The organism is Rhizobium oryzihabitans (assembly GCF_010669145.1).
In the GTDB taxonomy this organism is placed as follows: Bacteria; Pseudomonadota; Alphaproteobacteria; order Rhizobiales; family Rhizobiaceae; genus Agrobacterium; species Agrobacterium oryzihabitans.
The window spans coordinates 798,640-821,847 of the sequence record NZ_CP048635.1; the positions used below are offsets into that span (position 1 = coordinate 798,640).

A 23,208-nucleotide genomic window follows, 5' to 3' on the forward strand; every position below is an offset into this window, starting at 1 on the left:
AAAGCCGGAAACACGTAAAACCGTGGATCAGGGTTTCAGGGAACGGAGAAAACCGCCCTAGAGATCGCCGACGTGTTTCTCGATCTGCGCCGCCAGCCTGATGAGCTTCTGGTCGCGCAGGATGCCGATGAAGTCTGTGGCCGAAACACGCGACCGGCTGAGATTGCTCCGCGCATTCGCCAGCGAGCTGACAAGCTGCTCCGGAACGTGCTCGTAGAGAGCGGCAAGGAAAACATCCGGCGACTGACGCATGAGGCCATGCTTGCGCAGCTCGCCGACCGGAAAATCGCGCAGGTTCCAGGTGATGATTGTCGATGCACCGGCCTCGATGGCGGCCGCTGCGACATGACGATCATCCGGGTCGGGGAGACTGACGGCCTGAACATGCCTTTCGTATCCGGCGACCATCGCGCTCGGCAGGGCGACGTCCATGAGGCGCTTGGTGGCTTCCAGCCGGTCGATCGAGAGGCCCGGCGTTTTGGCCACGAGGTTGCGCATCCATTCGTCATGGATCGTGTCGGTCCAGCGCGCATGGAACAGGCGATCGACGCTGGCCTGGACGATGATATTTCTCAAATGGAACGGATAGAGGATGCAGGCATCGCAGACTGCGACGGAGAGACTAAATGCCATAGCGCAGATGGAGGTCCTCGGCGTCAGCCGCCAGATCCTGCATGGCCTTGCGCTGGACGTCGAGCTGCGCCTTCAGCGCCAGCACGTCCTTGAGCGAGGCGCGGCGATGCTTTCCGACGTAGCGGAACGGCAGGTCGCCGATGTCCATGCGATGGACGACAAGCGGACGAGAGATGCCGAGAATGGTCGAGGCTTCGGTCGGGCTCAGTTCCTGATTCTCGGCAATGACCGCCACCCGTTCGCCGCTGAGCAGCCGCGAAAGCAGGGTTTCTATGGCATTGGCGGCGGCCGGCGGCAGTGAAACCGTCTGCTCCGCACCGTCCCGGCGGCGGACATGCAGTTCGACATGATCGCCCTCGCCGAGTTTCGGCAGGTGCGTTACATTCTTGCGATCCCGGTCCGAAAGGCCGGCAAACTGGACGACTTGGCTGGCCATGGCATGTTCTCCTTGCCTGCCAATATAGGGATATACGTCATCAACTGCAATAACTGAAATCGAACACACCTTGCGGGACCGGCGACGGGAGCCGTCGCCGGCAAGGTGCGGGTCCGTGCTCTGCGCCATCACGCCGCCTGCCTTTCTACCTGTTCGGGAAACACGGCTTTGTCCTCTTCATCCAGGAGGGAGGCGATTTCCTCGCAGGTGCGGGTGACGGCGAGCTTCAGGGCCTCATCGATATGGACATAGCCCTGTGTCACGCTTTGAGCAGCATGGCCAAGCAGTGCCCTGATCGTCAGCTCGGAGAAGCCGAGATCGCCGGCGACGCTGCCGAAGGTGTGGCGCAGCGTGTGCGGCGTGACACCCTCAATACCGACGCTGGCGCAGAGCCTGAAGAGGCAGGCCTTGGCCGACGTGAAATGGCCGTCGGTAATATCGGACGGGAAGACATACGGATTATTGCCGCGAGCCGGCTGGCTGGCAGCGATCTTCGCGGCGGAAGGGCCGATCGCACGGATCTGCGCATCGCTCTTGGTGTCGGGGAAAGCCACGTAGCCGACCCCGGCGTTGAGCCAATGGCGTTGCACGCCTTGTCCCTCTGAGATGCGGAAGCCTGTGAGCGCCAGGAAGCGGACGATGGCGAGGGCCACAGGGCTTTCGCCGTTGCGTTCCGCGTGCCGCATCGCGGCGCCGAGTTTCTTGATCTCGGCCACGCTCAACCGCCGCTGTTTCTTCTTGCCCGCGAGCTTTCGCGCGCCGCGGCTCGGATGGCTTTCGATTTTGTCGAGGCGGGCGGCGTGACCAAGGATACTCTGGAGCGTTCCGACGGCGCGGGAGGCAACGCCGGGGCCGCCGGTCGTGACGCCGCCTCGACCTCCGCCTCGCGGCTTCGCCGTCTTGCCGGCCACGATATCCGACTGCATCCCCTCGATATCGGCCACCTTCAGCGTATGCGCGAGGCGACTGCCGAGGAGCGGCTTGATGTGCGTTTCGATGCGGCTCTTGTCCATGGCGAGCGTCGATTTCTTGATCGGCCGATTGCGGCGGCCGAGGATGCGGCCAGCCTCGGCCTCGGCGAGATACCAGTCACACAAGGCAGAGACTGTCTGCTGGTGATGCGGGTCCTTGTCGGCATCGGCAGGATCGTCTCCGTCCGCGATCATGCCGAGCTTGACCTTGGCCTTTTCGCGAGCCTGCTCAACGGTCATCACTCCGAAACGGCCGAGATTAATGCGCCGTTCCTTGTTGGCCGCGTTTCGATAATTCAGCACGAACGTCTGGAGACCGGAGGGGAGCATGCGGACTCCGAAACCCCGGAGTTCGCCGTCCCACAAGAATGCCTGCTTGCCCTTCTCGGGCGGGGTCATGGCTTCGAGTGCCCGCTTGGTGAGTTTGGCCATGTTGCTTCCTCTCTGACTGCGGTTGACGATTTTGCTGACAATAGCATAACTGCTTGGCCTTTGTCAGCAAGTTGTCAGCGGAAAAAGAGAAATGGAAGCGTATTTGACGGATACAGACGGCGATGCAAAAATGAAATTATATAATTATTTTAGTATGATAGAGAGAATTCGGATAGTGTAGCGTAGGGTCTCGTCAATCTTGCCAAGGTTGGGGTCGAGGGTTCAAATCCCTTCGCCCGCTCCAAACTTCCCAAAGACAGATTTTGCAGTGAAACCGCGTTGCCTCAGGCAGCCGAAGTCTCGACATATTATTCTGCGCTCACCGCCTTCACGATGTTCAATCAGCGAGTACGCCATAAAATTACCGGCGCGCTGGGAACCTATGACAGGAACGAGCGTTTCTGACGCGAGGCTCCTAACCTCAGTTCCCCTCTGAATTGCCCGCCGCGAGCGGGCATTTTTTTGGGGCAAGTGTCGCCGGCGAAAAATGAATGACGCCGCGGAACAGCTTCCCGTGAAAGGCGTTCTCCTGCGTTGATCAACGCCGGGGAAACAACCCATGTCCGCAAATCTCAAAAGCACCGCCCTCTTTGCCGCACTCACCGTCTTCCTAGCGCCAGCCGCATCTTTTGCCGCCGACATGATCGTCTATGGCCAGGATCAGGCTCCGCGGCACAAGACGCATTATCACCAACGCGTCGCGCAAAACGTCTATTCGAATCAGGCTGAAATGCGCTGCAGTGAGAATGTCGTGTCCTACCAATCGCCCTATGAGCGGCATAAGGAGGTGGTCACACTCTGCCATCCGCCACTAAACTGGCGCACCGGGCCATCCACCGCAACAATATGGTCGCCATGATCTTGCCATAATTCATTTGATGTGCTTTTGTTCACCCGCCCTTGTGGGAGGGGGTAAAGGTTGAGACCCGTCGGCTGCATTTGACAGCGGGCGGGTTTCCCTTTTTTTGGCGACCATTAGCGGCCGACACAAAGCGCGAGACCACTTGCGGCCTTTTGGCAGACGACAAGAAGCGCTCGGAACACGCCAGCGAATATTTGATTTTAGATGAAAAATGGTAGCGGGAGAGGGACTTGAACCCCCGACACGCGGATTATGATTCCGCTGCTCTAACCACCTGAGCTACCCCGCCACAGTGGAACCGTGACAGTCATGTGACCGTCCGCTCCATCAGGATGAGCGGCTTATAAGGTGCCGCTCCCCAAAGTGTCAAGCGCATGACGCGCAAAAAATTCGCTTTCCACACGGCGGTGAAAACCGAATTGTTTCAGGCGGCAACCGGCTTTTCCAAAAGCGCCTTCAGCGAAGCCTCGGCGTCCACCGAGCGTTCCGAACGTTCGATGAAGCCGCCACCGTAAACGCGGGCATCCGCGCCGGGTGCGGAATAGAGCACGCAGGCCTGACCGGGAGCGACACCGGCCTCACCGGTCATCAGATCCACATAGATACCGTTTTCGTCGGCATGCAGGATCGCTTCGGTTGGCGGGCGGGTGGAGCGCACCTTGGCGAAACAGGCAAAGCCCTGCCCGGCATCCGCTGCAAGCTCGCCATCGCCAAGCCAGTTCATGTCGCGCAGGTAGACACGGCGGGTTTCCAGCGCTTCGCGCGGCCCGACGATAACCCGGCGCCCACGTGCATCGAGATGCACCACATAGAGCGGCTCTCCGGTTGCAACACCGATGCCCCGGCGCTGGCCGATGGTGTAATGCACGATGCCGTCATGACGGCCGAGCACGCGGCCGTCCAGATGGACGATATCGCCCGCCAATGCCGCATTCGGCTTCAGCTTGTTGATGATATCGGTATATTTGCCCTGCGGCACGAAACAGATGTCCTGACTGTCGGCCTTCTTGGCCACGACCAGACCCATATCTTCTGCCAAAGCGCGCGTCTCGGCCTTGGAGAGGCCGCCGAGCGGAAAGCGCAGATAGTCGATCTGCTCCTGCGTCGTCGCAAACAGGAACCAGCTCTGGTCACGGTCGCTGTCGATCGGGCGATAAAGCGCGCGGCGGCCGGGCTGACCGGCAACGGGGTTGGGACGCGAGCGGATATAATGGCCGGTCGCCAGCGCATCGGCACCGAGTTCCTTTGCCGTCGCGAGCAGATCGGCGAATTTTACCGTCTGGTTGCAGGCGACGCAGGGGATCGGCGTTTCACCCATCGCATAGGCTTCGGCGAAGGGATTGATGACAGTTTCACGGAACCGCGCTTCATAATCCAGCACATAGTGGGGAATGCCGAGCGTTTCGCAGACCCTGCGCGCATCGTCAATGTCCTGCCCGGCGCAACAGGAGCCGGCGCGGTGCACGGCCGCACCGTGATCATAAAGCTGGAGGGTTATGCCGAGGACATCGTAGCCCTCGCGCTTAAGGATACCGGCCACAACCGAGGAATCGACGCCACCGGACATGGCGACAACGATCCGGGTGTCTTCCGGCCTCTTGTCAAAATCGAGCGTATTCACGTTTTTTCCCATCGTCAGTCATAACGGGGGTAAAGGCCCCGCCGCCTGTCGGTCATCCGCCGCGTGAGCATCAGCCGGAAAACCGGACTGTTCTGCCTCGCCATCATGCGGATTTAAGGGCTGCATATAGAAAGGAATGGCCGCGCACGCAAGTACGGGGCGGAAAACCGCCCCGTATAGCCATCAGATTGAGGTTGTGACAGGCTGTTAAGCGCCGGCCGTCTTCTGGCCACTGCTGCCAATCCACTTGTCGCGCTCCCGCCACAGGGCCGGCAGAGCCAGCAAGCCGATTGCAGTGAAGGCGATCAGTGTCTTGCTGACCTGCGACAGTTCGGCCGTACGGCCGTCCAGATAATAGACGCCATAGACAATGGCCACGTGCCAGACATAGACCTGAAGCGAATGGCGGCCGAGGAGCTGCAGGAACTTCAGCGACAGCACCCAGATCACACCCTCGGCAATCGAGCGCACGATCGGGCGGTGATGCTTCGGACCGGCGATCACCAGCCAGGTCAAACCGACGCCGACAGCAAGGAAGTTGATGAGGTAGACCGGTCCGAAATCGGCGCGGATTTCCATGGTGGAAAACTTGCCCATCACGAATTCCGGCATCAGGCCCCAGGCGGTTGCGATGCGCAGCGGCATGAAAAACAGGCAGATGAGAAGTGCCGCCTTCGGAAGCCATGTTTGCTGCGGCGAGAAGATCGCCTTCCACGGAATGCGGTTCTGCGCCGTCATCGCGCCCAGCACGAGCGCAGAATAGAACACCAGCTGCCAGCCCAGCAGGTTGAAGCTGACACGGATGCCCTGCTCGTCCGCACCCTTGACGAGTTCGTTGAGCGGCGTCGTCACGATCTGCTGGAGACCGAGCTGGCCGGCCATCCAGACCAGCAGCGAGCCAGCCATGACATAGGCCCATTTACCGTCAAGGCACAGCTTAACGAGGATCGGTGCAAACAGCATGTAGACGATGTACTGCGGCAGAATATCCATGAAGGTCGGCTGGAAGAGGAATGTCGCAATCGCCGCCAGACGCAGCGGATCGTCAAACGAGGTCATCCCCAGCCAGTTGTACCAGATATAGGGCGCATGCGGGATAACCATGCGGAAGAACAACACGGCGATGACGAGACCCATCGCATAGCGATAGAGCTCCATCGCGCGGTTCCAGATCATCTGTTTGCCGGCGTCATAACCGTATTTCATCATCTTGCGGGCATAGACCATGCCGATCAGCAGACCGGACAAAAAGACGAAACCCTGCGCATCTTCCACGAAGGCAAACTGGCGGTGATTGATTTCCACCAGCCAGAAGCCGCCGGCAAACACCAGATGGTTGATCAGCATGAAGACGAGGAAGTAACCACGCATCCCGTCGATCAGGTCAAAGCGTTTCATCTCGATAGCTCTCCGTTCTCACAGGGCCTGCGTTACCCAGCCACCCAGCCCGGCTTGCGGGAGGCGGGCCGGGAATTGGATTGTCAACGCTGATTTGCGCCTGAGGTTCCCTTTCCAAAGCGGTTTAGAACCGGCGCGAAAAGTAACATTGACGTGTAGGCGTTCTGGTTAGGATGTGGGGACTGAATGGCGGATGAATGAAAAAGGGCGATTCCGTGGAGCAAATGAGCTATGCGCCGGCGCCACACCTCGACGGAGAGGGCGCAAACCCTTGCATGGCAGGGGGAAGCGGATATCGCGATCAAAAAGGCAATGTAGATATCACCCGTTAGATTTATCAGTCGTTTTTTTGAAAAGCTTTGCCCTTTCGCCGGCGTCGCTGAAGTACCGGCGGAATCAAAAAGAAGGCACGGCGAAAGATAGCGTCGCGTCATCGTAGATCACGACACGCAAAAGCCCGGAGGTTCGTAAAAACCTCCGGGCCATTTATTCACAGAAGGCTATGTTTCGCCTCAGGCAGCGGCCTGAATTGCGGCGACCTGCCAGTTGTCGTTGCCGCCACGGCGGACGAAGGTCCACATCTCAACCGCTTCGGCAGGATGCTGGTCGTCACCTTCGATAACCTTGCCCGAGGTGCGGTCGCGCATAATGTCGATCGCGGAGTAGCGCATCGCAACCGTCGCGTAATCCTGGCCCTCTTCGTGCCAGGCTTCGGCGACATCGCCCTGCAGCAGCGTTATGTCACGCACTTCGTTTTTCACGCCGCTCGTGGCGTTGTCACTCAATTCCTCGGCGAGGTAGGACATGGCTTCCGGCGTCGTCAGCTTGCGCAACGTGCCGTAGTCTTCGGCCCCATAAGCCGACTGAACGTCTTCCAGCATTTTCTGGAAGGTTTCGAGATCTCCCTGGGTGATGCCGATCTCGTCACCTTCGGAAATGGCGTTCTCGTGCGCCACCGGCTTCGCCGTTGCGGCAGTGGCCGCGGCAGCCCCGCCCGCAGCACCGGCAAGCGCGCCGATCTTCGGAATCTTGAACGAAGACGCGGAAGGACCTGCCTGTGAGCCGCCATTAAAGGAAGAACCGGAATGATCCGTTCGCTGAGAGCCACCGGCTGCACCATAAGCGGGCTGGCCCTGACGGCGCGATGCGAAGAAACGCATGGCGAGCATGACCAGACCACCGATAAGCAGTACCTGCAGCAGCATGCCGAAGAAACCGGCCATGCCGCCAAAACCGCCGCCCATCAGCATGCCGAACAGACCACCCATCAACAGGCCGCCCATCAGACCACCCATCATGCCGCCAAACAGGCCACGATTTTGCTGTGGCGCCTGCGCGCCGGGGCGGGCCGGCTGAGCGGCGCTCGGTGCTGCCTGATTGGTATTGGGCGTCATGCTGCGGTTGATCGGCGCGGTCTGTCCGGGGGCCGTATTGGTTGCCGGCGGCGTGGAAAACGTCCTCGTGCCACGGCTGCCGAAACCGCCGCTTGCACGGCGTGCTTCCGCCATGTCGACCGCTACGAAAGACACCGCGATACCAAGCGCGGCGACTGCGAACAAACCCTTGAAGCGCCGAAAGGCAGCAAACATCACTATCTCCTGTTGGCCGCCCTCCCATGAGCGGCATGTCAGCAGGCGATATAGCAACTCATGATCATCATTTTTAGACCACACGGCTTAAATTTTTCGTGATATACAACCGAAGCGCGAGTACGGCGCAAATTGCGGTAAAATCGACAACTGGAAAAACAAAAACCCGGCACAGGGTCTCCCCTGCACCGGGCCTTATTGTCCCCTTGGGAGGAACGATAAGATCAGTCGACGTTGAAAGTCAGCGGCTTGACCTGGCGGATCGCCGGGTTGGCGCGCAGCTTGTCCAGCACGGTTTCGGAAACCGGGCCATCGACATAAAGAAGTGCGATGGCGTCGCCGCCTTCCTTTTCGCGGCCAAGCTGGAAGTTGGCGATGTTGACGCCAGCCTCGCCGAGCGTGGTGCCCATGAAGCCGATCATGCCGGGAACGTCGGTGTTGGTGATGTAGATCATGTGCGATCCGACATCCGCATCCATGTTGATGTTCTTGATCTGGATGAAGCGCGGCTTGCCATCCGAGAACACCGTGCCGGCAACCGAGCGGATCTGGTTTTCCGTCTTGACCGTCAGCTTGATGTAACCGTCGTAAACGCCGGTCTTATCGCGCTTGACCTCGGAGAGGATGATGCCCTTTTCCTTGATCATCACAGGTGCGGAAACCATGTTCACATCCGCAACCTGGCTGCGGATCAGGCCGGCCAGCAACGCGCTGGTCAGCGCCTTGGTATTCATGTTGGCGGTTGCGCCATCATAAAGGATTTCGATTTCCTTGGTGGCGCTTTCCTGCACCTGGCCGACGAAGGAACCGAGAACATCCGCGAGACGAATGAACGGCTTCAGGCGCGGCGCTTCCTCGGCCGTGATCGACGGCATATTGATGGCGTTGGAGACGGCACCCTTGACGAGATAATCCGACATCTGCTCGGCAACCTGAAGGGCGACGTTTTCCTGCGCTTCCGTGGTCGATGCGCCAAGATGCGGCGTGCAGACGACGTTCGGCAGGCCGAAAAGCGGGCTTTCGGTGGCGGGCTCGACTTCGAACACGTCAAAACCGGCGCCGGCGACATGGCCGGACTTGATAGCGTCGGCAAGGGCCGCTTCATCCACCAGACCGCCACGGGCGCAGTTGACGATACGCACGCCCTTCTTGGTCTTCGCAAGGTTCTCTGCATTGAGAATGCCGCGCGTCTTGTCGGTCATCGGCACATGCAGGGTGATGAAATCGGCCTGGGCTAGCAACTCGTCCAGCTCAACCTTGGTGACGCCCATTTCCTGCGCACGCTCGGGCGACAGGAAGGGGTCATAGGCCAGAACATGCATCTTGAGGCCGAGTGCACGCGAGCAGACGATGGAGCCGATATTGCCGGCACCGATGACGCCGAGCGTCTTGCCGGTGATTTCGACACCCATGAATTTCGACTTTTCCCACTTGCCGGCCTGCGTGGAGCTGTCGGCTGCCGGAAGCTGGCGCGCAACGGCAAACATCAGCGCAATCGCATGTTCCGCTGTCGTGATGGAGTTGCCGAAAGGCGTGTTCATGACAATGATACCGCGGCGCGATGCAGCCGGAATATCGACATTGTCGACGCCGATGCCGGCGCGGCCGATGACCTTGAGGTTGGTTGCCGCCTCGATCAGCTTTTCGGTTGCCTTTGTGGCGGAGCGGATGGCGAGACCATCGTAATTGCCGATGATTTCGGCAAGCTTGTCCTTGTCCTTGCCGAGTTTCGGCTGGAAATCGACTTCGACGCCACGATCACGGAAAATCTGGACGGCGGTTTCCGACAGTTCGTCGGATACGAGTACGCGAGGTGCCATGGTTCACGGGCTCCTTGAAAAACGGTGCAGTTTTGAAAGCGGGGAATGTGCGGCCCTGCATCAGCGCAGGGCCGGTATCAAAATCAGGCGGCAGCCTTGGAAAGTGCTGCCTTCTGCGTCTGGTAGGCCCAGGCGAGCCAGGGCATGACGGCTTCCATATCCGCCGTCTCGATGGTGGCGCCGGCCCAGATACGCAGACCGGACGGTGCGTCACGGTAAGCGCCGATATCGAGGGCGACATTTTCCTTTTCGAGCAGGGCGACGACGCCCTTGGCGAAATCAGCCTGCGCGGCTGGATCCAGCGCCTGCACCTCGGGATCGACGATCTTCAGGCAGACGGAGGTGTTGGAGCGGGTTTCCGGCTTGACGGCCAGGTTGGCGATCCAGTCATTCTTTTCGATGAAGTCGTAGATGACCTTGGCATTGGCATCGGCACGGCCGATCAGTGCCTTGAGGCCACCGAGGTTCTTCGCCCACAGCAGCGCGTCGATGTAATCCTCTACGCAGAGCATGGACGGCGTATTGATGGTTTCGCCGGTGAAGATGCCTTCGATCAGCTTGCCGCTGGAAACCATGCGGAAGATTTTCGGCAGCGGCCATGCCGGCGCGTAGCTCAGCAGACGCTCGACAGCACGGGGCGAAAGGATGATGACGCCATGGCCACCCTCACCGCCCAGAACCTTCTGCCAGGAGAAGGTGACGACGTCGAGTTTGGTAAAGTCCATGTCCTGTGCGAAGGCCGCCGAAGTGGCGTCGCAGATGGTCAGGCCCTTGCGGTCAGCCGGGATGAAATCGGCATTGGGGACGCGAACGCCGGAGGTGGTGCCGTTCCAGGTGAAAACCACGTCACGGTCGAAATCGACTTCGGCAAGGTTCGGCAGCAGGCCGTAATCGGCCTCGAACTTGCGAACGTCCTTCAGCTTCAACTGCTTGACGACATCGGTGACCCAGCCAGCGCCGAAGCTTTCCCAGGCGAGCATATCAACGCCGCGTTCACCGAGCAGCGACCAGAGCGCCATTTCAACGGCACCGGTGTCGGACGCGGGAACGATACCGATACGATAATCGGCGGGAACATTGAGAACTTCGCGAGTGAGATCAATGGCCTGCTTCAGCTTGGCTTTGCCAACCTTGGCGCGATGCGAGCGACCGAGCGGCGCATCGGAAAGAGCATCTAGCGACCAACCGGGACGCTTCGAGCAGGGACCAGAGGAAAAATGCGTATTGTCCGGACGGACGTCCGGCTTCACGATATCTGTCATTTGACTATCCTTCCAGATAGGCGCTCCACGTTAGGGTGGAGTGTCCTGACGCCGTTGCTATTCCTGTCGCCGGTCGCAGTCAAGCGGAATATGTCGCTGCGCATGAGAATTTTGGTCCATATGCGTCATGTGTAATGCCGCTAAAACAAAAACCGCCCGCACCCGAGGAGGATGCGGACGGCTTGAAGCTATCAGTCAGGCGTGACGTTTATTTATAAACGGCAGGCTGCAGCGGAATATCGGCAGGCGGCATGTATTGCGCGGTGTCGCAACCGTTGAAGACATAACGGCCACCAACGCGCACTTCATGCGAATAGAGGCCCTTGTCTCGGCCCGGACCACCATTGTTCTCGTAACCGAACATGTCGCCCTTGTTGATGTGGCGGAAACGGTAGCCGACATCAGCCTTCAAATTACAGGTAATATCGATGGAGGCACCGGCCATCAGGGCGTAGGCGAAGCGCCACTTGCCCTTGCCGCCGTGTTCCGTGGTCGGGTCGCAGCCGAGGCCATTGGTGCTGCACGAGGTATTGCGCAGCTTGTCCCACTTGACATAGGAGCCGCCGATACCACCACCGACATAAGGCGTGACACGGCCATAGGTGCCAAGATCGACATAGGCATTGGCCATCAGTGTATAGGCCCGGAGCGAACTCAGATCGGTCGAGACGCATCCACCCGAGGGCGAAACACCGCAACCGCCGCTCGTGGAGCCGCGGAAATCGGACTTGCCCATATAGTCGAAGGTCACGTCGCTGCGGAAATAGTTGTTGAACTGATAACCGACACCTGCGCCAATGATATAGCTGTCCTTGATCGTCGCCGTATCAAAATCCTGCAGATAACCACCCGGTCCACCCTGATAATAGTGGGCGCCACGCAGCTTGTTGAAGGAATAACCGACGTCGCCGCGCAGATACCAGCCGCTCGACTGCGTGATCTGAACTTCGGGTGCCTCGACATAGGCCGGTGCGGGTTCGGCTTGGTAAAGATCGGCGCCGACGGCGCTTGTGCCGGTCAGCAGAACGGCCAGAAATCCAGCCAGGGCGTTTTTCATGACTTCCACTCCAGAAGAGGCACGTGCGTTGCGGCAGCTGCCAGTGAACGGTTCAGTCACGGAGATTGGCGTAAAATGGTTAAGTCCCGATTAACCACGATCATTCACTATATTTATTAGCAAACACTCAAAGAAAGAGCCGGCGCGAAGGCCGGATTTTTGTTACTACTGGAAACTGAATTATGCGGCAGAACGAGCGTTCGAGATAACGCCAACGAGATCGTTGACGATCTGCTCCACCTGCGCGCTATCGTCGCCTTCAGCCATGACGCGGATCAGCGGCTCCGTGCCCGAAGGGCGAATGACGAGGCGGCCATTATTGGCCAATGCGCTTTCCGCATCCGCAATCGCCTGCTGCACGACGGGATTTTCCAGCGGCTTGCCGCCCGAAATACGCACATTCTTCAAAAGTTGCGGCACAGGCTCGAACTTGCGGCAAACTTCGCTGACGGTGCGCCCCGAGCGCTTGACGCGGGCAAGAACCTGCAAGGCGGCCACGAGGCCATCACCCGTCGTGCCGTAATCCGAGAGCACGATATGACCCGACTGCTCGCCGCCAATGTTGAAATTGTGGTTGCGCATGTGCTCAACCACATAACGGTCACCCACCTTGGTACGCGCAAGGGTGAGGCCCTTGTCACCGAGGAAGCGCTCCAGACCGAGGTTGGACATAATAGTGGCGACGATGCCGCCGCCGCGCAGCGTCTTGTCGTCGGCCCAGCTATCGGCAATCACCGCCATCAACTGGTCGCCATCAACGATCTCGCCACGTTCATCGACAATGATCACACGGTCCGCATCACCATCGAGCGCGATGCCAATATCGGCCCGCACTTCATGCACCTTCTTCTGCAGGGCTTCGGGATGGGTGGAGCCGCATTCGAGATTAATGTTGATGCCGTTCGGCTCATTACCGATGGTGACGACCTCTGCGCCGAGTTCCCAGAGTGCCGCCGGGGCCACCTTGTAAGCGGCGCCGTTGGCGCAGTCGATGGCGATCCGCAGCCCGCTCAGCGTCACATCACGCGGCAGGGTGCGTTTGACGAATTCGATATAGCGGTAGATATCGCCATCCACGCGCTTGGCGCGGCCGATCTCACTCGGCTTGGCAAGCTGCGCGTAAATATCCTTGTCGAGAAGATCTTCGATCTCCAGTTCCAGCTCATCGGAAAGCTTGTATCCGTCAGGGCCGAACAGCTTGATGCCATTGTCGGAAAACGGGTTGTGCGAGGCCGAGATCATCACTCCGATATCGGCACGCAACGACCGGGTCAGCATCGCAACCGCCGGCGTCGGAATGGGGCCAAGCAGGAAGACGTCGAGACCGGCGGCGGTAAAACCGGCGACCAGCGCGTTTTCCAGCATATAACCGGAAAGCCGCGTATCCTTGCCGATGACGACCCGATGGCGATGATGGCCTCGGCGGAAGATCGTTCCGACCGCAATACCCACACGCATCGCCAGATCCGGCGTCATGGGGAAGACGTTCGATTGTCCGCGGATACCATCGGTTCCGAAATAACGGCGTGCCATTTGAACTCCAAATCTTTTCCAGCATTCCGGCAAAAGGTGAAAACAGCCGGAAGCGCTTTTTGGCTAGATGCCACAAACCACGATAAACAGCACGTAAATTACCGCAAAAATGGCTTATATCTTGTTACCAAACTGAAAAGGCCACCCGGAAAACCGGATGGCCTTTTACAATCAATCATCTTTGGAAAGCGATCAATGCGGCTGCGGCTCCATGCCGCCTTCGGCCTCACCGTCACCCTTGGCTTCGCCGTCACCCTTGACTTCACTCGGGCCGTCTTTCTTGGTGCCGGCTTTCGGCACCGCCGAACCACGGCTGCCGGGAGAATCGTCACCCAGGTCACGCGCGGGCTTCTCGCCCTTCAGCAGTGCCCTGATCTCGTCACCCGTCAGGGTTTCGTATTCGAGAAGACCCTCGGCAATGGCAACGAAGCCATCGTGGTTATCCGTCAGGATGCGCCGTGCCTCGGTATAGGCTTCGTCGATCAGGCGGCGAACTTCGGTGTCGATCGTCTGGGCCGTCGCCTCGGAGACGTTCTTGGACTGCGAGACGGAATGGCCAAGGAACACTTCCTGCTGATTTTCACCGTATGAAACCTGGCCGAGAGCGTCGGAGAAGCCCCATTGCGTCACCATGGCACGGGCAAGCTTGGTGGCCTGCTCGATATCCGAGGACGCGCCGGAGGTGATGTTTTCCTTGCCGAAGGTCAGTTCCTCGGCAACGCGGCCGCCCATCATGATGACGAGACGCGACACCATCCACTTGTAGCTCATGGAGTAGCGGTCGCCTTCCGGCAACTGCATGACCATGCCGAGTGCACGGCCGCGCGGGATGATCGTCGCCTTGTGCAACGGATCAGCCACCGCAACCTTCAGCGCGGTAATCGCATGGCCGGCTTCATGGTAAGCGGTCAGCTTCTTCTCGGCTTCGGTCATGGCAGAGGAGCGACGCTCCGCACCCATCATGATCTTGTCCTTGGCGTCCTCGAATTCCTGCATGGTGACCACACGCTTGTTACGGCGGGCGGCCATCAGGGCGGCTTCGTTGACGAGGTTCATCAGATCCGCACCCGAAAAACCGGGCGTGCCACGGGCCAGAACCTTGAGATCGACATTCGGCGCCAGCGGCACGTTGCGAACATGCACCTTGAGGATGCGCTCGCGGCCGACGATATCCGGGTTCGGTACAACGACCTGACGGTCGAAACGACCTGGACGCAGAAGTGCGGGGTCAAGAACATCAGGACGGTTGGTGGCGGCGATGAGGATGATGCCCTCATTCGCTTCAAAGCCGTCCATCTCGACCAGCAGCTGGTTCAGCGTCTGTTCGCGCTCGTCGTTACCGCCGCCGAGACCAGCGCCACGATGGCGACCGACGGCGTCGATTTCGTCGATGAAGATGATGCAGGGTGCGTTCTTCTTGGCCTGTTCGAACATGTCACGCACGCGGCTTGCACCAACGCCGACGAACATTTCCACGAAGTCCGAACCGGAAATGGTGAAGAACGGAACGTTCGCTTCACCGGCAACGGAACGCGCCAGAAGCGTCTTACCCGTACCGGGAGGGCCGACAAGCAGCACACCGCGTGGGATCTTGCCGCCGAGACGCTGGAATTTCTGCGGATCGCGCAGGAATTCAACAATTTCCTCAAGGTCCTGCTTGGCTTCGTCCACGCCTGCAACGTCGTCAAACGTCACACGGCCGTGCGCTTCCGTCAGGAGCTTGGCCTTGGACTTGCCAAAGCCCATCGCGCCACGCGAGCCGCCCTGCATCTGCCGCATGAAGAACAGCCAGACGCCGAGAATGAGGAACATCGGCAGAAGCGTGCCGAGATAGCTCAGAAAACCGGAGGAGCCGTCGCTCTCGGGACGAGCCACAATGGTGACGTTCTTGCTCTGCAAGCGCTCCATCAGGCTGTCGTCGATAACGGGGGAATAGGTCTGAAAGGCCGTGCCGTTTTCGGTATAGGTTCCAAGAACCCGGTTACCCGTCACGGTCACGTCGCGAACTCGCCCGGAATCCACATCGCGAATAAACTGGGAATACGGAATTTCCCGCGAACCCGTTTGTGTCGGCGAAGTCTGGAACATGCTGAACAACGCGATCAGCAACAGGGCGATCACGGCCCACAAGGCGAAATTTCTGAAATTTGGGTTCATCGAACTCCCCGAACTCACACGGGCATGTTTGCTGCCCGCTCTTACGTGCCCCTAACATAAGGACGACATCTGCCGTTGCCAAGGCGAAGGGCGTTATCTGATGCGTTTTGGTGTAAAAAGTATTCCAAGGCAATTCACGAAAAAGAGGCCGGATTTAAACCGGGGGCTGTGGATATGCCGGGCGACCGAACAAATTGGCCACCGCATCCGCCAACTCAAGGTCGAAGCGCGGCAGGAAAAGATCGAAGGGCGCAAGCCTCGGCACGATGGTGACGGCGCCTTCCACGGAGATCGAACCAGCCGCCGGTGCGGTGATTTGCGGCAGGATGGCCATGGCCTGTTTCGCCACTCCCACCGGTACAGACGGAAAAAGTGCTGCCGCAGCGTCAACGCAACCAGCGGCCATGACATGGGCGGGGAAAGCCGATCCGTTTTTTAAAAGGAAGCGATCGTCCCAAAAAGCCTCGTCACCGGCCTCCACGCGAAGCTCCGGCAGGTTTCGATGCTCCCGGAAAAGATAAAGCCCGTCCCGCCGGCGGTCCAGAAGGACGCGACCGATCGTTGCCCGCCCGTTCTCACCCGTTTTGAGGAACTGCAACACCCGCGCCATGCTGTTTGCGGCCGGGAGATAGGCCCGCCCGCCTAGCGTGGCGATGATCGTCGCCAGCCCGTGCCTAAACTCTGGAAGATCGCAGCGAATGGCGCTGTCGGGAAACCTGGCCAGCACGGCATGAAAGACTTCCAAGTGTTCACTCAGGAAAATGGCCGTTTTTTCGGAAAGCGCCTGCCTTTTTGCTGCGGCCTCCGTATCAATCTGCACCGGAGCATCAGGGAGCGACTGCCGCACGCGGACACGCTCATATCGAGTATTCTCATTACTCGGATCGTCAAACCAGCCACGCGAGCGGGACGATACGAACTCACGGATCGCCTGTCTTTCACAGGTCAGGAACGGCCGCACCACCCAATGATGTCCATCATATAAGACGGCATCCGCCATGCCGGAAAGGCCGGGATTGTCTTCGCCGCCGCTGCGGGCCGCTCGCATCGCGACAGTTTCCCGCTGGTCGCCGATTGTATGCCCCGTCGCGATAAAATCGGCATCGATCTTACGGGCCACCTCGGCAATCAGGCGATATCGGGCAAGGCGGGAAGCTTCCGAAATACCGGAGACCGGTTTGATACCATCCCAACGACGCGTCGCGTGGGCAATGTCGAGGTCGGCGCAGAGCAACGAGACCTTCTCTGCTTCGTCGGCCGATTCTGCTCTCAGCCCATGGTCAATCGTGACGGCGGACACCCGCACCTCGTCACGACCTTTATCAGCCGCTGCCTCATGCAATGCCAGCAACAGGCCGGTGGAATCGCTGCCGCCGGAGATTGCAACGAGGATATGGGCGGGTTTGCGAATTTTTTCGACGAACGACCTTGCCGCCGCAAGCGGCGCAACTGTCTTTCCGTTCAGAATGCGGGCATCAACCGGCATGGAAAAACCGCCGCCATGGCAGGGGAAAAATCAGCAGCTCAGCCGCTTCTGTTCGCTGGCAACCTTGTTCAGCACGGTCTTCGAAGCACTGGGATAACGCTTCGGCACCTCGCGCAGCGTTGCGCAGGCGGTCTCGGTATTGTCCAGAGCGGCAAGCGACATGCCGAGCTTCATCAACATTTCCGGCGCCTTGGGAGATTTGCCGTAGGTCTGATGACCGTTCAGGAAGGTTTTTGCAGCCTCGTTGAACTTGCCCTGCGAATATAGCGCCTCGCCCAGCCAGAAGCTGGCATCCGCAGCCTTCGTGCCTTTGGGATAACCCTGGAGATATTGCTGGAACCCCTGCTCCGCCAGCTTGTAGTCGCCGGAAAGAACATGGCCGTAAGCAGCCTGATAGATATCGCTCTCGCTGGTCAGCGCCGCCGTATTGACCGGATCGGTCTTGCGCGAACCGTTGCCGGTGGTGACGCCCGGAAGGCTGCCGGAGGAATTATTGGCGCCCTGATTCAGCGTGCCGCCGATAGGCATTCCCTTGGAATCAAGCTCGATGGAGCCAAGCGTCGTCTCTCCCGGCGCGCTGCTCGGCGCATTTGACGGGGCAGACGGCGAAACGGAAGCGCCACCCTCGGGTGGCGTTTCGATAATCGTTGCAACGTCGTCGGTCGGTGGTGTGGCCGGACTTACCGGACTGGCCTCCGCCTTCTTTTTCGGCGTTGCAGGACTTGCGGCCTTGCCGCCGGCATTGCCGCTTTCCAGTTCCTGGAAGCGGAATTCATTGTCTTCCTGCGCCTTGCGGATCGTTTCCTGCATCTGCAGAAGCTGGAAGCTCATTTCCTCGATACGGCCGTTGAGCTGCCGGATCTGTTCTTCAAGCTGCTGAACCCTGTAGGCTTCATTGGCCTGAACCCGGACGACCGGGGCTGCTGAGAGTTGATCGTGCCGAAGCTACCCCCCGCACCGAACAGCGGACCCGAAACGGCTGTGCCGCTCAGGCCGGTGCAGGCTGCAAGCCCCAGCATTCCCGCCACGACAAGTTTCTTCATCTCATTCGTCCTGCCTTAACTGATTTGCACCGGAATGGCGCAAGCCGGATTTTTTCCATATCAACCAAAAAAGCAACTTAACTTCGGCCAAACTATGAAAAAAACGAAAGGCGGCCCGAAGACCGCCTCCCATTCGAGATCACAATAACGTCAGGCAATCACATGCCCGCGCCACCGAGAACCGTCACGGCGCGGCGGTTCTGCGACCAGCAGGAGATGTCGTCGCAAACAGCGACCGGCTTTTCCTTGCCGTAGGAGATCGTCTTCATGCGGTTGGCCGGAACGCCCTGGGAAGCCAGGAAGTCGCGGGTTGCAGCAGCACGACGGGCGCCGAGTGCAAGGTTGTATTCGCGCGTACCGCGTTCGTCGGCATGGCCTTCGACCGTGATGGCGTAGTTCGGGTAACGGGCGAGCCACTGTGCCTGGCGCTGCAGGGTCTGCTGCGCATCGGCGCGGATCGAAGTCGAGTCCGTGTCGAAGAAGATGCGGTCGCCGACATTGACCGTGAAGTCCTGCTGGGAGCCCGGCGTTGCGGAACCCGCGCCACCAAGGCCGAGTTCACCGGCGCTGTTCGGCATGTTCTTCTTGTTCGCGCAGCCTGCGAGAGCAAGCGCGAGCGTCATGGCGATGACAGCCGGGTTACGGGCCAGTTTCTGCATCGGGCTGAGTGCCGAAATGTGTGTACGGCTCATCGCCGGTCTCTCCTTGGAATTTCAATAACGTTGCCAGACACTAACTGATCGCGGTTAATAGCCGGCAAACGCTTATGGTTAACAGAAAGGAAATGTCCCACTTTTTTGCTCCCTCACAACAGTTTGCGGCAAGAAAGAGGCGCATTCCCGCATGGCATGCATAAAACATGACGGCGCCGGATATTCCGGCGCCGTCATGACAGTCATATCAGTCCAGAAGCGGCGACCATGCCGGGTCCGAAGCAAAGGTCGGCGTCTTGATGAGCTGTTCGTTATAGCCCGTCAGGTCGATCGAATAGAGCTGCGGACCGCCGGCACCGGCGTTCTGACGGAAGAACATCAGCACGCGGCCGTTCGGCGCCCAGGTCGGGCCTTCATTGTGGAAGCCACTGGTCAGAATGCGCTCGCCCGAACCGTCGGTCTTCATCACGCCGATCGAGAACTTGCCGCCGGACTGTTTGGTGAAGGCGATCAGATCGCCGCGCGGCGACCATACCGGCGTGGAATAGGACCCATCGCCGAAGGAGAGGCGCTGCTGGCCGGAGCCATCGGCATTCATTACGTAGATCTGCTGACGGCCGCCGCGGTCGCTTTCAAAGGCGACACGCTGCCCATCCGGGGAGAATGATGGCGCCGTATCGATCGCGGACGTGTTCGTCAGCCGCGTCGTGGTGCGCGAGCGCAGGTCCATGGTGTAGATATTGGCGTTGCCGTCCTGCTGGAGGCTCATGATCACCTTCTGGCCATCCGGCGAGAAGCGCGGCGAGAAGGTCATGCCGGGGAAGTTGCCGACCACTTCGCGCTGTCCCGTTTCCAGCTGCAGCAGGTAAACGCGCGGCTGCTGGCCCTCAAAGGACATATAGGTCACTTCCTGACGGTTCGGCGAGAAACGCGGCGTCAGAACGATGTCATTGGAATTGGTGAGGTTACGGACGTTGAAACCGTCCTGGTCCATGATCGACAGCTGGCGCTTGCGGGCCGTCTTCGGGCCGCTTTCGGAGACGAAGACAACGCGTGTGTCGAAGTAACCCTTTTCACCGGTGATGCGCTCATAGATGGCATCCGCGATGATATGGGCGACACGACGCCAGTTTTCCGGCTGGGTGAAGAACTGCTGGCCGGTCATCTGCTGGCCTGCGAAAGTATCCCACAGGCGGAACTCGGCGCGCAGGCGGCCATCGCTTTCGCGTGTCACGCGGCCGGTCACAAGCGCCTGGGCGTTGATGACCTTCCAGTCTTCAAAACGCGGCTGCTGATCCGGGCTGGTAATCTTTTCGATGAAGGCGCTCTTGTTGACCGGCGCGAAAAGACCGGAGCGCTGCAGATCGGCGGCGATGACGGCCGAGACCTGTGCACCGATGCCGTCACCCGACATGAAGTCGGTGATGGCGATGGGCAAGGGCTCGACGTTACCCTTGTTGATGTTGATTTCCACCCGCGCAAAAGCCGGTGCGGAGAAAACCGACATGAGGGCCGCGACAGCGAGCACCAGCCGGATCGGCGAAAATATTTTCATGTTGCCAGGCCTTTCAGCATTCATAGCAATTCACTGGGATCGAAGTTCACAACGACTTCGTTCCATGCGTCATATTTGTCGGCAGGAAGGTTGGTGAACGGAGCGGAACGCATGATGGCGCGATAGGCTCCGCCGGAAAGAGCACGGCGCGTTCCTTCGGAACCACCCGTTGCCTCGATCTCGGGACGGCCGATGATGGTTCCATCACGGTCGAGCTTCATGGTGACCCGAACGCGAACGTCCGAGGCATCCGCCATGCCGGGAATGATCTGCCAGTTCTTCTGGATCGCGCCACGCAGCGCATCCATTTCCGTCTGGCTGAGCGTCGAACCGCCCGTCGTTTTCTTGCCGCCAAGCGAAGCGGTTTGCGTCGACCGCTTCGCGCCGCCACCGGAGGGCGCCTGCTTGTTCAACAGGGCGGCAACATCGTCGGCGTTGAAATCGCTTTCCTTGGACGAAGCGGATTTCGCCGTCTCCTGCTTCTTCTCGCCCGGCTTCTTGTCGGAAGGCTTGTCGGTGGACTTTGCCTGATCGGGCTTGGTCTCCGCCGGTTTTTCAGCGGGCTTCTGCTCGGCAGGCTTGGTTTCAGCCTGCTTCGGCTCTTCCGGCTTCGGCGGTTCGGGGCGGGAGTTCGGGCGCGGCACGTTCTGCGGCACGGGGATTTCGGCCGGCTCCTGCGCGGCCGGCGGCGGTTCTTCCGCCTTGGTTTCCTGCGGCGGCGGCTCCGTCTTCGGCTGCGGCGCAATTTCAGGCTTGGTTTGCGGCAAGGCAGCCATTTCCTGCGGTTTGGGAGCCGAGGTCTCTTCCTTGACGATTTCCTTCACCTCGTTCGCCTTGGTGTCGACGACCGGTTGCGGTTTTTCCTGCTTTGGCGGGCGGCGGCGCTGATATTGTCGTTGGGCTTGGTGGTCGGCGTCGGCGGCGCGTCAAGATCGGCCGTGTTGTTGCCGACATTCTGGGCGTTCTCGACGATATCCGGACGCGTGGTCGGAACAGGTGCCGACTTCTCCGCTTTCGGAGCGTTCTTATCGCCCTGCTGAATCTGGCTCAGTTCCTCAATGGGCACCAGTTCCACCGGCAAGGCCTCGGCCTGCGACACGTCGAGCGGTTCCGGCGAGCCCAGGGAAACGAGGGCGAAAGCCAGAAGCGACGCATGCACGATCGCGGATGTGGTGATGCTGCCCTTCATCGTTCTACGTCAATTGTCCTGTTTCTGCTGGGTCACAAGGCCGATATTCTTGAAGCCCGCCGCCTGGATACGCGCCATCACATCAGCAACGACGCCGTATGCGGCAACGGAATCCGCGCGCACGAAGATACGTTCGTTATAACCAGTCGTGGCAATTGCCTGCAGCTTGTCGGCAACCTCAGCCGCCTGGATTTCCGTTTCCTGCAAATGGATCTGGCCATTGGCATTGACGGAGATCGTGATCGGCTGCGTGTCCGAATTCAGAGCATTGGCGGATGTCTGCGGCAGATCGATCGGCACGCCGACCGTCATCATAGGAGCTGCCACCATGAAGATGATGAGCAGCACGAGCATGACGTCGACCAGCGGCGTCACGTTGATCTCGCTGATCGCACCGCCTTTGCGCCGTCCGCCGCGCCCACCCCGGCGTCCACCGGAACCACCGCCGCTGCCACCTGCTGACATACCCATATCATTTACTCCATTTTGCCTTGCGGCAAATTACTGCACGGCATGTAATTTGGGGCCGCTTACTGGGCGGCCTGCCGTGTCTGAAGTTTTTCATCGATCTGGCGCGACAGGATCGCGGAGAACTCGTCGGCGAAACCTTCCATACGAGCGGAAAGCTTGTGCGCGTCGGCCGTGAACTTGTTGTAGGCAATAACCGCCGGAATAGCCGCAACAAGGCCGATAGCCGTTGCCAGAAGCGCTTCGGCGATACCCGGAGCCACGACCGCGAGGTTGGTGGACTTCGAACCGGCAATCGCCTGGAACGAGGTCATGATACCGACAACCGTACCGAAAAGACCGATAAAGGGACCGGCCGAACCGATGGTGGCGAGCGATCCGAGACGAGCCTCGTATTGTTCGCCTTCACGCGCGATCGTCACATCCATCGCCCGGTCGATACGCATCTGCAGACCGATGGGCGAACGCGCGCCGCGTTCGAAAGATTTCTTCCATTCCCGCATGGCGGAAACGAAAATTGCTGCCAGACCGCCATTCTGGCGTTCCGCCAGCGTGCGATAAAGCTCCTCGAGCGACTGGCCCGACCAGAAGACCTGTTCGAACTGGTCGAACTGGCGCTTTGCCTTGCCGAAGCTCACATATTTGTCAAAGACGATCGCCCACGTCCAGACCGAGGCGGCGATAAGTCCGATCATCACGAGCTTCACGATGAGGCCCGCCTGCATAAACAGTGCCCAGAGACTTACATCGTGCGTCGCCGCTGCCAAACCTGCCTGTTCCATAAATATCCAATCCCCGAATCCAAACGCCCGGTACGGGACCGGGCGATTCAAACGCGTGTTAACGCTCGAAGTCATGCGGCAACAGCCGATAACCCCTTTGCCATACCCCGATACTTGCCAGTAAGCCTTACTTGCCAATAAATTTGGTGAAAGGAAGGCGTGCGCCGCACAAATGCCAGTTGCTAAAGTAAGACACCATTATGGTTAAAGGAGTGTTACAACCGCGCCACGCTTGACGGATTTACTGGACCGGGCCGTCAA

The 23,208-nt window shown here is 59.5% G+C and carries 17 protein-coding genes, 1 tRNA gene and 2 pseudogenes; 1 reads left to right on the forward strand and 19 read right to left on the reverse strand.

Annotated elements, in window-relative coordinates; genetic code table 11:
* Positions 1 to 57: 57 nt before the first annotated feature.
* The 3 genes from G3A56_RS20435 to G3A56_RS20445 form a co-directional block, all read right to left on the reverse strand.
* A complete protein-coding gene (locus G3A56_RS20435; protein ID WP_097143147.1) occupies positions 58 to 633 on the reverse strand; it encodes a PIN domain-containing protein in 576 nt (191 codons plus the stop codon).
* The gene (locus G3A56_RS20440; protein ID WP_097143146.1) at positions 623 to 1,069 is read right to left on the reverse strand and encodes a MerR family transcriptional regulator; all 447 of its coding nucleotides are present in this window, start codon (positions 1,067 to 1,069) and stop codon (positions 623 to 625) included. The genes G3A56_RS20435 and G3A56_RS20440 overlap by 11 nt, the downstream gene beginning before the upstream one ends.
* Before the next feature lie 128 nt (positions 1,070 to 1,197).
* Positions 1,198 to 2,472, reverse strand: a complete 1,275-nt coding sequence (locus G3A56_RS20445; RefSeq protein ID WP_097143145.1) for an integrase family protein — start codon at positions 2,470 to 2,472, stop codon at positions 1,198 to 1,200.
* 559 nt (positions 2,473 to 3,031) lie between these two features.
* Between G3A56_RS20445 and G3A56_RS20450 the strand changes: the two genes are divergently transcribed.
* Positions 3,032 to 3,331, forward strand: coding sequence for a hypothetical protein (locus G3A56_RS20450; protein ID WP_082185417.1), 300 nt, complete (start codon positions 3,032 to 3,034; stop codon positions 3,329 to 3,331).
* 215 nt (positions 3,332 to 3,546) lie between these two features.
* Here the strand turns inward: G3A56_RS20450 and G3A56_RS20455 are convergent.
* The 16 genes and pseudogenes from G3A56_RS20455 to tolQ all read right to left on the reverse strand — a co-directional run bounded on the left by G3A56_RS20455 (position 3,547) and on the right by tolQ (position 22,947).
* A tRNA-Met gene (locus G3A56_RS20455) sits at positions 3,547 to 3,623 on the reverse strand.
* 135 nt (positions 3,624 to 3,758) lie between these two features.
* Positions 3,759 to 4,955: a tRNA 2-thiouridine(34) synthase MnmA gene (gene mnmA / locus G3A56_RS20460; protein ID WP_082185365.1), complete on the reverse strand. Its 1,197-nt coding sequence runs from the start codon at positions 4,953 to 4,955 to the stop codon at positions 3,759 to 3,761.
* 207 nt (positions 4,956 to 5,162) lie between these two features.
* Positions 5,163 to 6,353: an OpgC family protein gene (locus tag G3A56_RS20465; RefSeq protein ID WP_003497552.1), complete on the reverse strand. Its 1,191-nt coding sequence runs from the start codon at positions 6,351 to 6,353 to the stop codon at positions 5,163 to 5,165.
* A 512-nt stretch (positions 6,354 to 6,865) separates the two neighbouring features.
* Positions 6,866 to 7,942: a Tim44 domain-containing protein gene (locus G3A56_RS20470; RefSeq protein WP_137067604.1), complete on the reverse strand. Its 1,077-nt coding sequence runs from the start codon at positions 7,940 to 7,942 to the stop codon at positions 6,866 to 6,868.
* A 224-nt stretch (positions 7,943 to 8,166) separates the two neighbouring features.
* Positions 8,167 to 9,762, reverse strand: a complete 1,596-nt coding sequence (serA, locus tag G3A56_RS20475) for a phosphoglycerate dehydrogenase (RefSeq protein WP_035222256.1) — start codon at positions 9,760 to 9,762, stop codon at positions 8,167 to 8,169.
* A gap of 83 nt (positions 9,763 to 9,845) precedes the next feature.
* Positions 9,846 to 11,024, reverse strand: coding sequence for a phosphoserine transaminase (locus G3A56_RS20480; RefSeq protein ID WP_082185364.1), 1,179 nt, complete (start codon positions 11,022 to 11,024; stop codon positions 9,846 to 9,848).
* 208 nt (positions 11,025 to 11,232) lie between these two features.
* Entirely contained in the window at positions 11,233 to 12,081 is an 849-nt protein-coding gene (locus tag G3A56_RS20485) for an outer membrane protein (protein WP_082185363.1), read from the reverse strand.
* A gap of 180 nt (positions 12,082 to 12,261) precedes the next feature.
* The gene (gene glmM / locus G3A56_RS20490; protein WP_082185362.1) at positions 12,262 to 13,614 is read right to left on the reverse strand and encodes a phosphoglucosamine mutase; all 1,353 of its coding nucleotides are present in this window, start codon (positions 13,612 to 13,614) and stop codon (positions 12,262 to 12,264) included.
* Between the two features lie 192 nt (positions 13,615 to 13,806).
* On the reverse strand, positions 13,807 to 15,771 hold the full coding sequence (gene ftsH, locus G3A56_RS20495) for an ATP-dependent zinc metalloprotease FtsH (RefSeq protein ID WP_082185361.1): 1,965 nt from the start codon (positions 15,769 to 15,771) through the stop codon (positions 13,807 to 13,809).
* A gap of 154 nt (positions 15,772 to 15,925) precedes the next feature.
* Complete coding sequence (gene tilS / locus G3A56_RS20500) at positions 15,926 to 17,257, reverse strand: tRNA lysidine(34) synthetase TilS (RefSeq protein WP_082185360.1); 1,332 nt, start codon at positions 17,255 to 17,257, stop codon at positions 15,926 to 15,928.
* Positions 17,258 to 17,287: 30 nt separating this feature from the next.
* Positions 17,288 to 18,300, reverse strand: a pseudogene (gene ybgF / locus G3A56_RS20505) (tol-pal system protein YbgF).
* 158 nt (positions 18,301 to 18,458) lie between these two features.
* Positions 18,459 to 18,992: a peptidoglycan-associated lipoprotein Pal gene (gene pal / locus G3A56_RS20510; protein WP_003506243.1), complete on the reverse strand. Its 534-nt coding sequence runs from the start codon at positions 18,990 to 18,992 to the stop codon at positions 18,459 to 18,461.
* Between the two features lie 208 nt (positions 18,993 to 19,200).
* Positions 19,201 to 20,508, reverse strand: a complete 1,308-nt coding sequence (gene tolB, locus G3A56_RS20515; RefSeq protein WP_035222753.1) for a Tol-Pal system beta propeller repeat protein TolB — start codon at positions 20,506 to 20,508, stop codon at positions 19,201 to 19,203.
* 20 nt (positions 20,509 to 20,528) lie between these two features.
* Positions 20,529 to 21,697 (reverse strand): annotated as a pseudogene (locus tag G3A56_RS20520) (hypothetical protein).
* A 9-nt stretch (positions 21,698 to 21,706) separates the two neighbouring features.
* Positions 21,707 to 22,168 (reverse strand): protein TolR, encoded by a 462-nt coding sequence (gene tolR / locus G3A56_RS20525; RefSeq protein WP_003506238.1) that lies wholly within the window; start codon positions 22,166 to 22,168, stop codon positions 21,707 to 21,709.
* Between the two features lie 59 nt (positions 22,169 to 22,227).
* Positions 22,228 to 22,947 carry a protein TolQ gene (gene tolQ / locus G3A56_RS20530; protein WP_003497570.1) on the reverse strand — a complete coding sequence of 240 codons (720 nt, stop codon included), beginning with the start codon at positions 22,945 to 22,947 and terminating at the stop codon, positions 22,228 to 22,230.
* Between the last annotated feature and the right edge of the window lie 261 nt (positions 22,948 to 23,208).

Excerpts from the sequence above, each read along its gene's own strand:
- G3A56_RS20435 (WP_097143147.1), bottom strand. The coding sequence starts at position 633 with ATGGCATTTAGTCTCTCCGTCGCAGTCTGCGATGCCTGCATCCTCTAT.
- tilS (WP_082185360.1), bottom strand. The coding sequence starts at position 17,257 with ATGCCGGTTGATGCCCGCATTCTGAACGGAAAGACAGTTGCGCCGCTT.
- tolB (WP_035222753.1), bottom strand. The coding sequence starts at position 20,508 with ATGAAAATATTTTCGCCGATCCGGCTGGTGCTCGCTGTCGCGGCCCTC.
- tolQ (WP_003497570.1), bottom strand. The coding sequence starts at position 22,947 with ATGGAACAGGCAGGTTTGGCAGCGGCGACGCACGATGTAAGTCTCTGG.
- G3A56_RS20470 (WP_137067604.1), bottom strand. The coding sequence starts at position 7,942 with ATGTTTGCTGCCTTTCGGCGCTTCAAGGGTTTGTTCGCAGTCGCCGCG.
- G3A56_RS20445 (WP_097143145.1), bottom strand. The coding sequence starts at position 2,472 with ATGGCCAAACTCACCAAGCGGGCACTCGAAGCCATGACCCCGCCCGAG.
- G3A56_RS20465 (WP_003497552.1), bottom strand. The coding sequence starts at position 6,353 with ATGAAACGCTTTGACCTGATCGACGGGATGCGTGGTTACTTCCTCGTC.
- ftsH (WP_082185361.1), bottom strand. The coding sequence starts at position 15,771 with ATGAACCCAAATTTCAGAAATTTCGCCTTGTGGGCCGTGATCGCCCTG.
- serA (WP_035222256.1), bottom strand. The coding sequence starts at position 9,762 with ATGGCACCTCGCGTACTCGTATCCGACGAACTGTCGGAAACCGCCGTC.
- pal (WP_003506243.1), bottom strand. The coding sequence starts at position 18,992 with ATGAGCCGTACACACATTTCGGCACTCAGCCCGATGCAGAAACTGGCC.
- G3A56_RS20440 (WP_097143146.1), bottom strand. The coding sequence starts at position 1,069 with ATGGCCAGCCAAGTCGTCCAGTTTGCCGGCCTTTCGGACCGGGATCGC.
- G3A56_RS20450 (WP_082185417.1), top strand. The coding sequence starts at position 3,032 with ATGTCCGCAAATCTCAAAAGCACCGCCCTCTTTGCCGCACTCACCGTC.
- tolR (WP_003506238.1), bottom strand. The coding sequence starts at position 22,168 with ATGGGTATGTCAGCAGGTGGCAGCGGCGGTGGTTCCGGTGGACGCCGG.
- G3A56_RS20485 (WP_082185363.1), bottom strand. The coding sequence starts at position 12,081 with ATGAAAAACGCCCTGGCTGGATTTCTGGCCGTTCTGCTGACCGGCACA.
- glmM (WP_082185362.1), bottom strand. The coding sequence starts at position 13,614 with ATGGCACGCCGTTATTTCGGAACCGATGGTATCCGCGGACAATCGAAC.
- G3A56_RS20480 (WP_082185364.1), bottom strand. The coding sequence starts at position 11,024 with ATGACAGATATCGTGAAGCCGGACGTCCGTCCGGACAATACGCATTTT.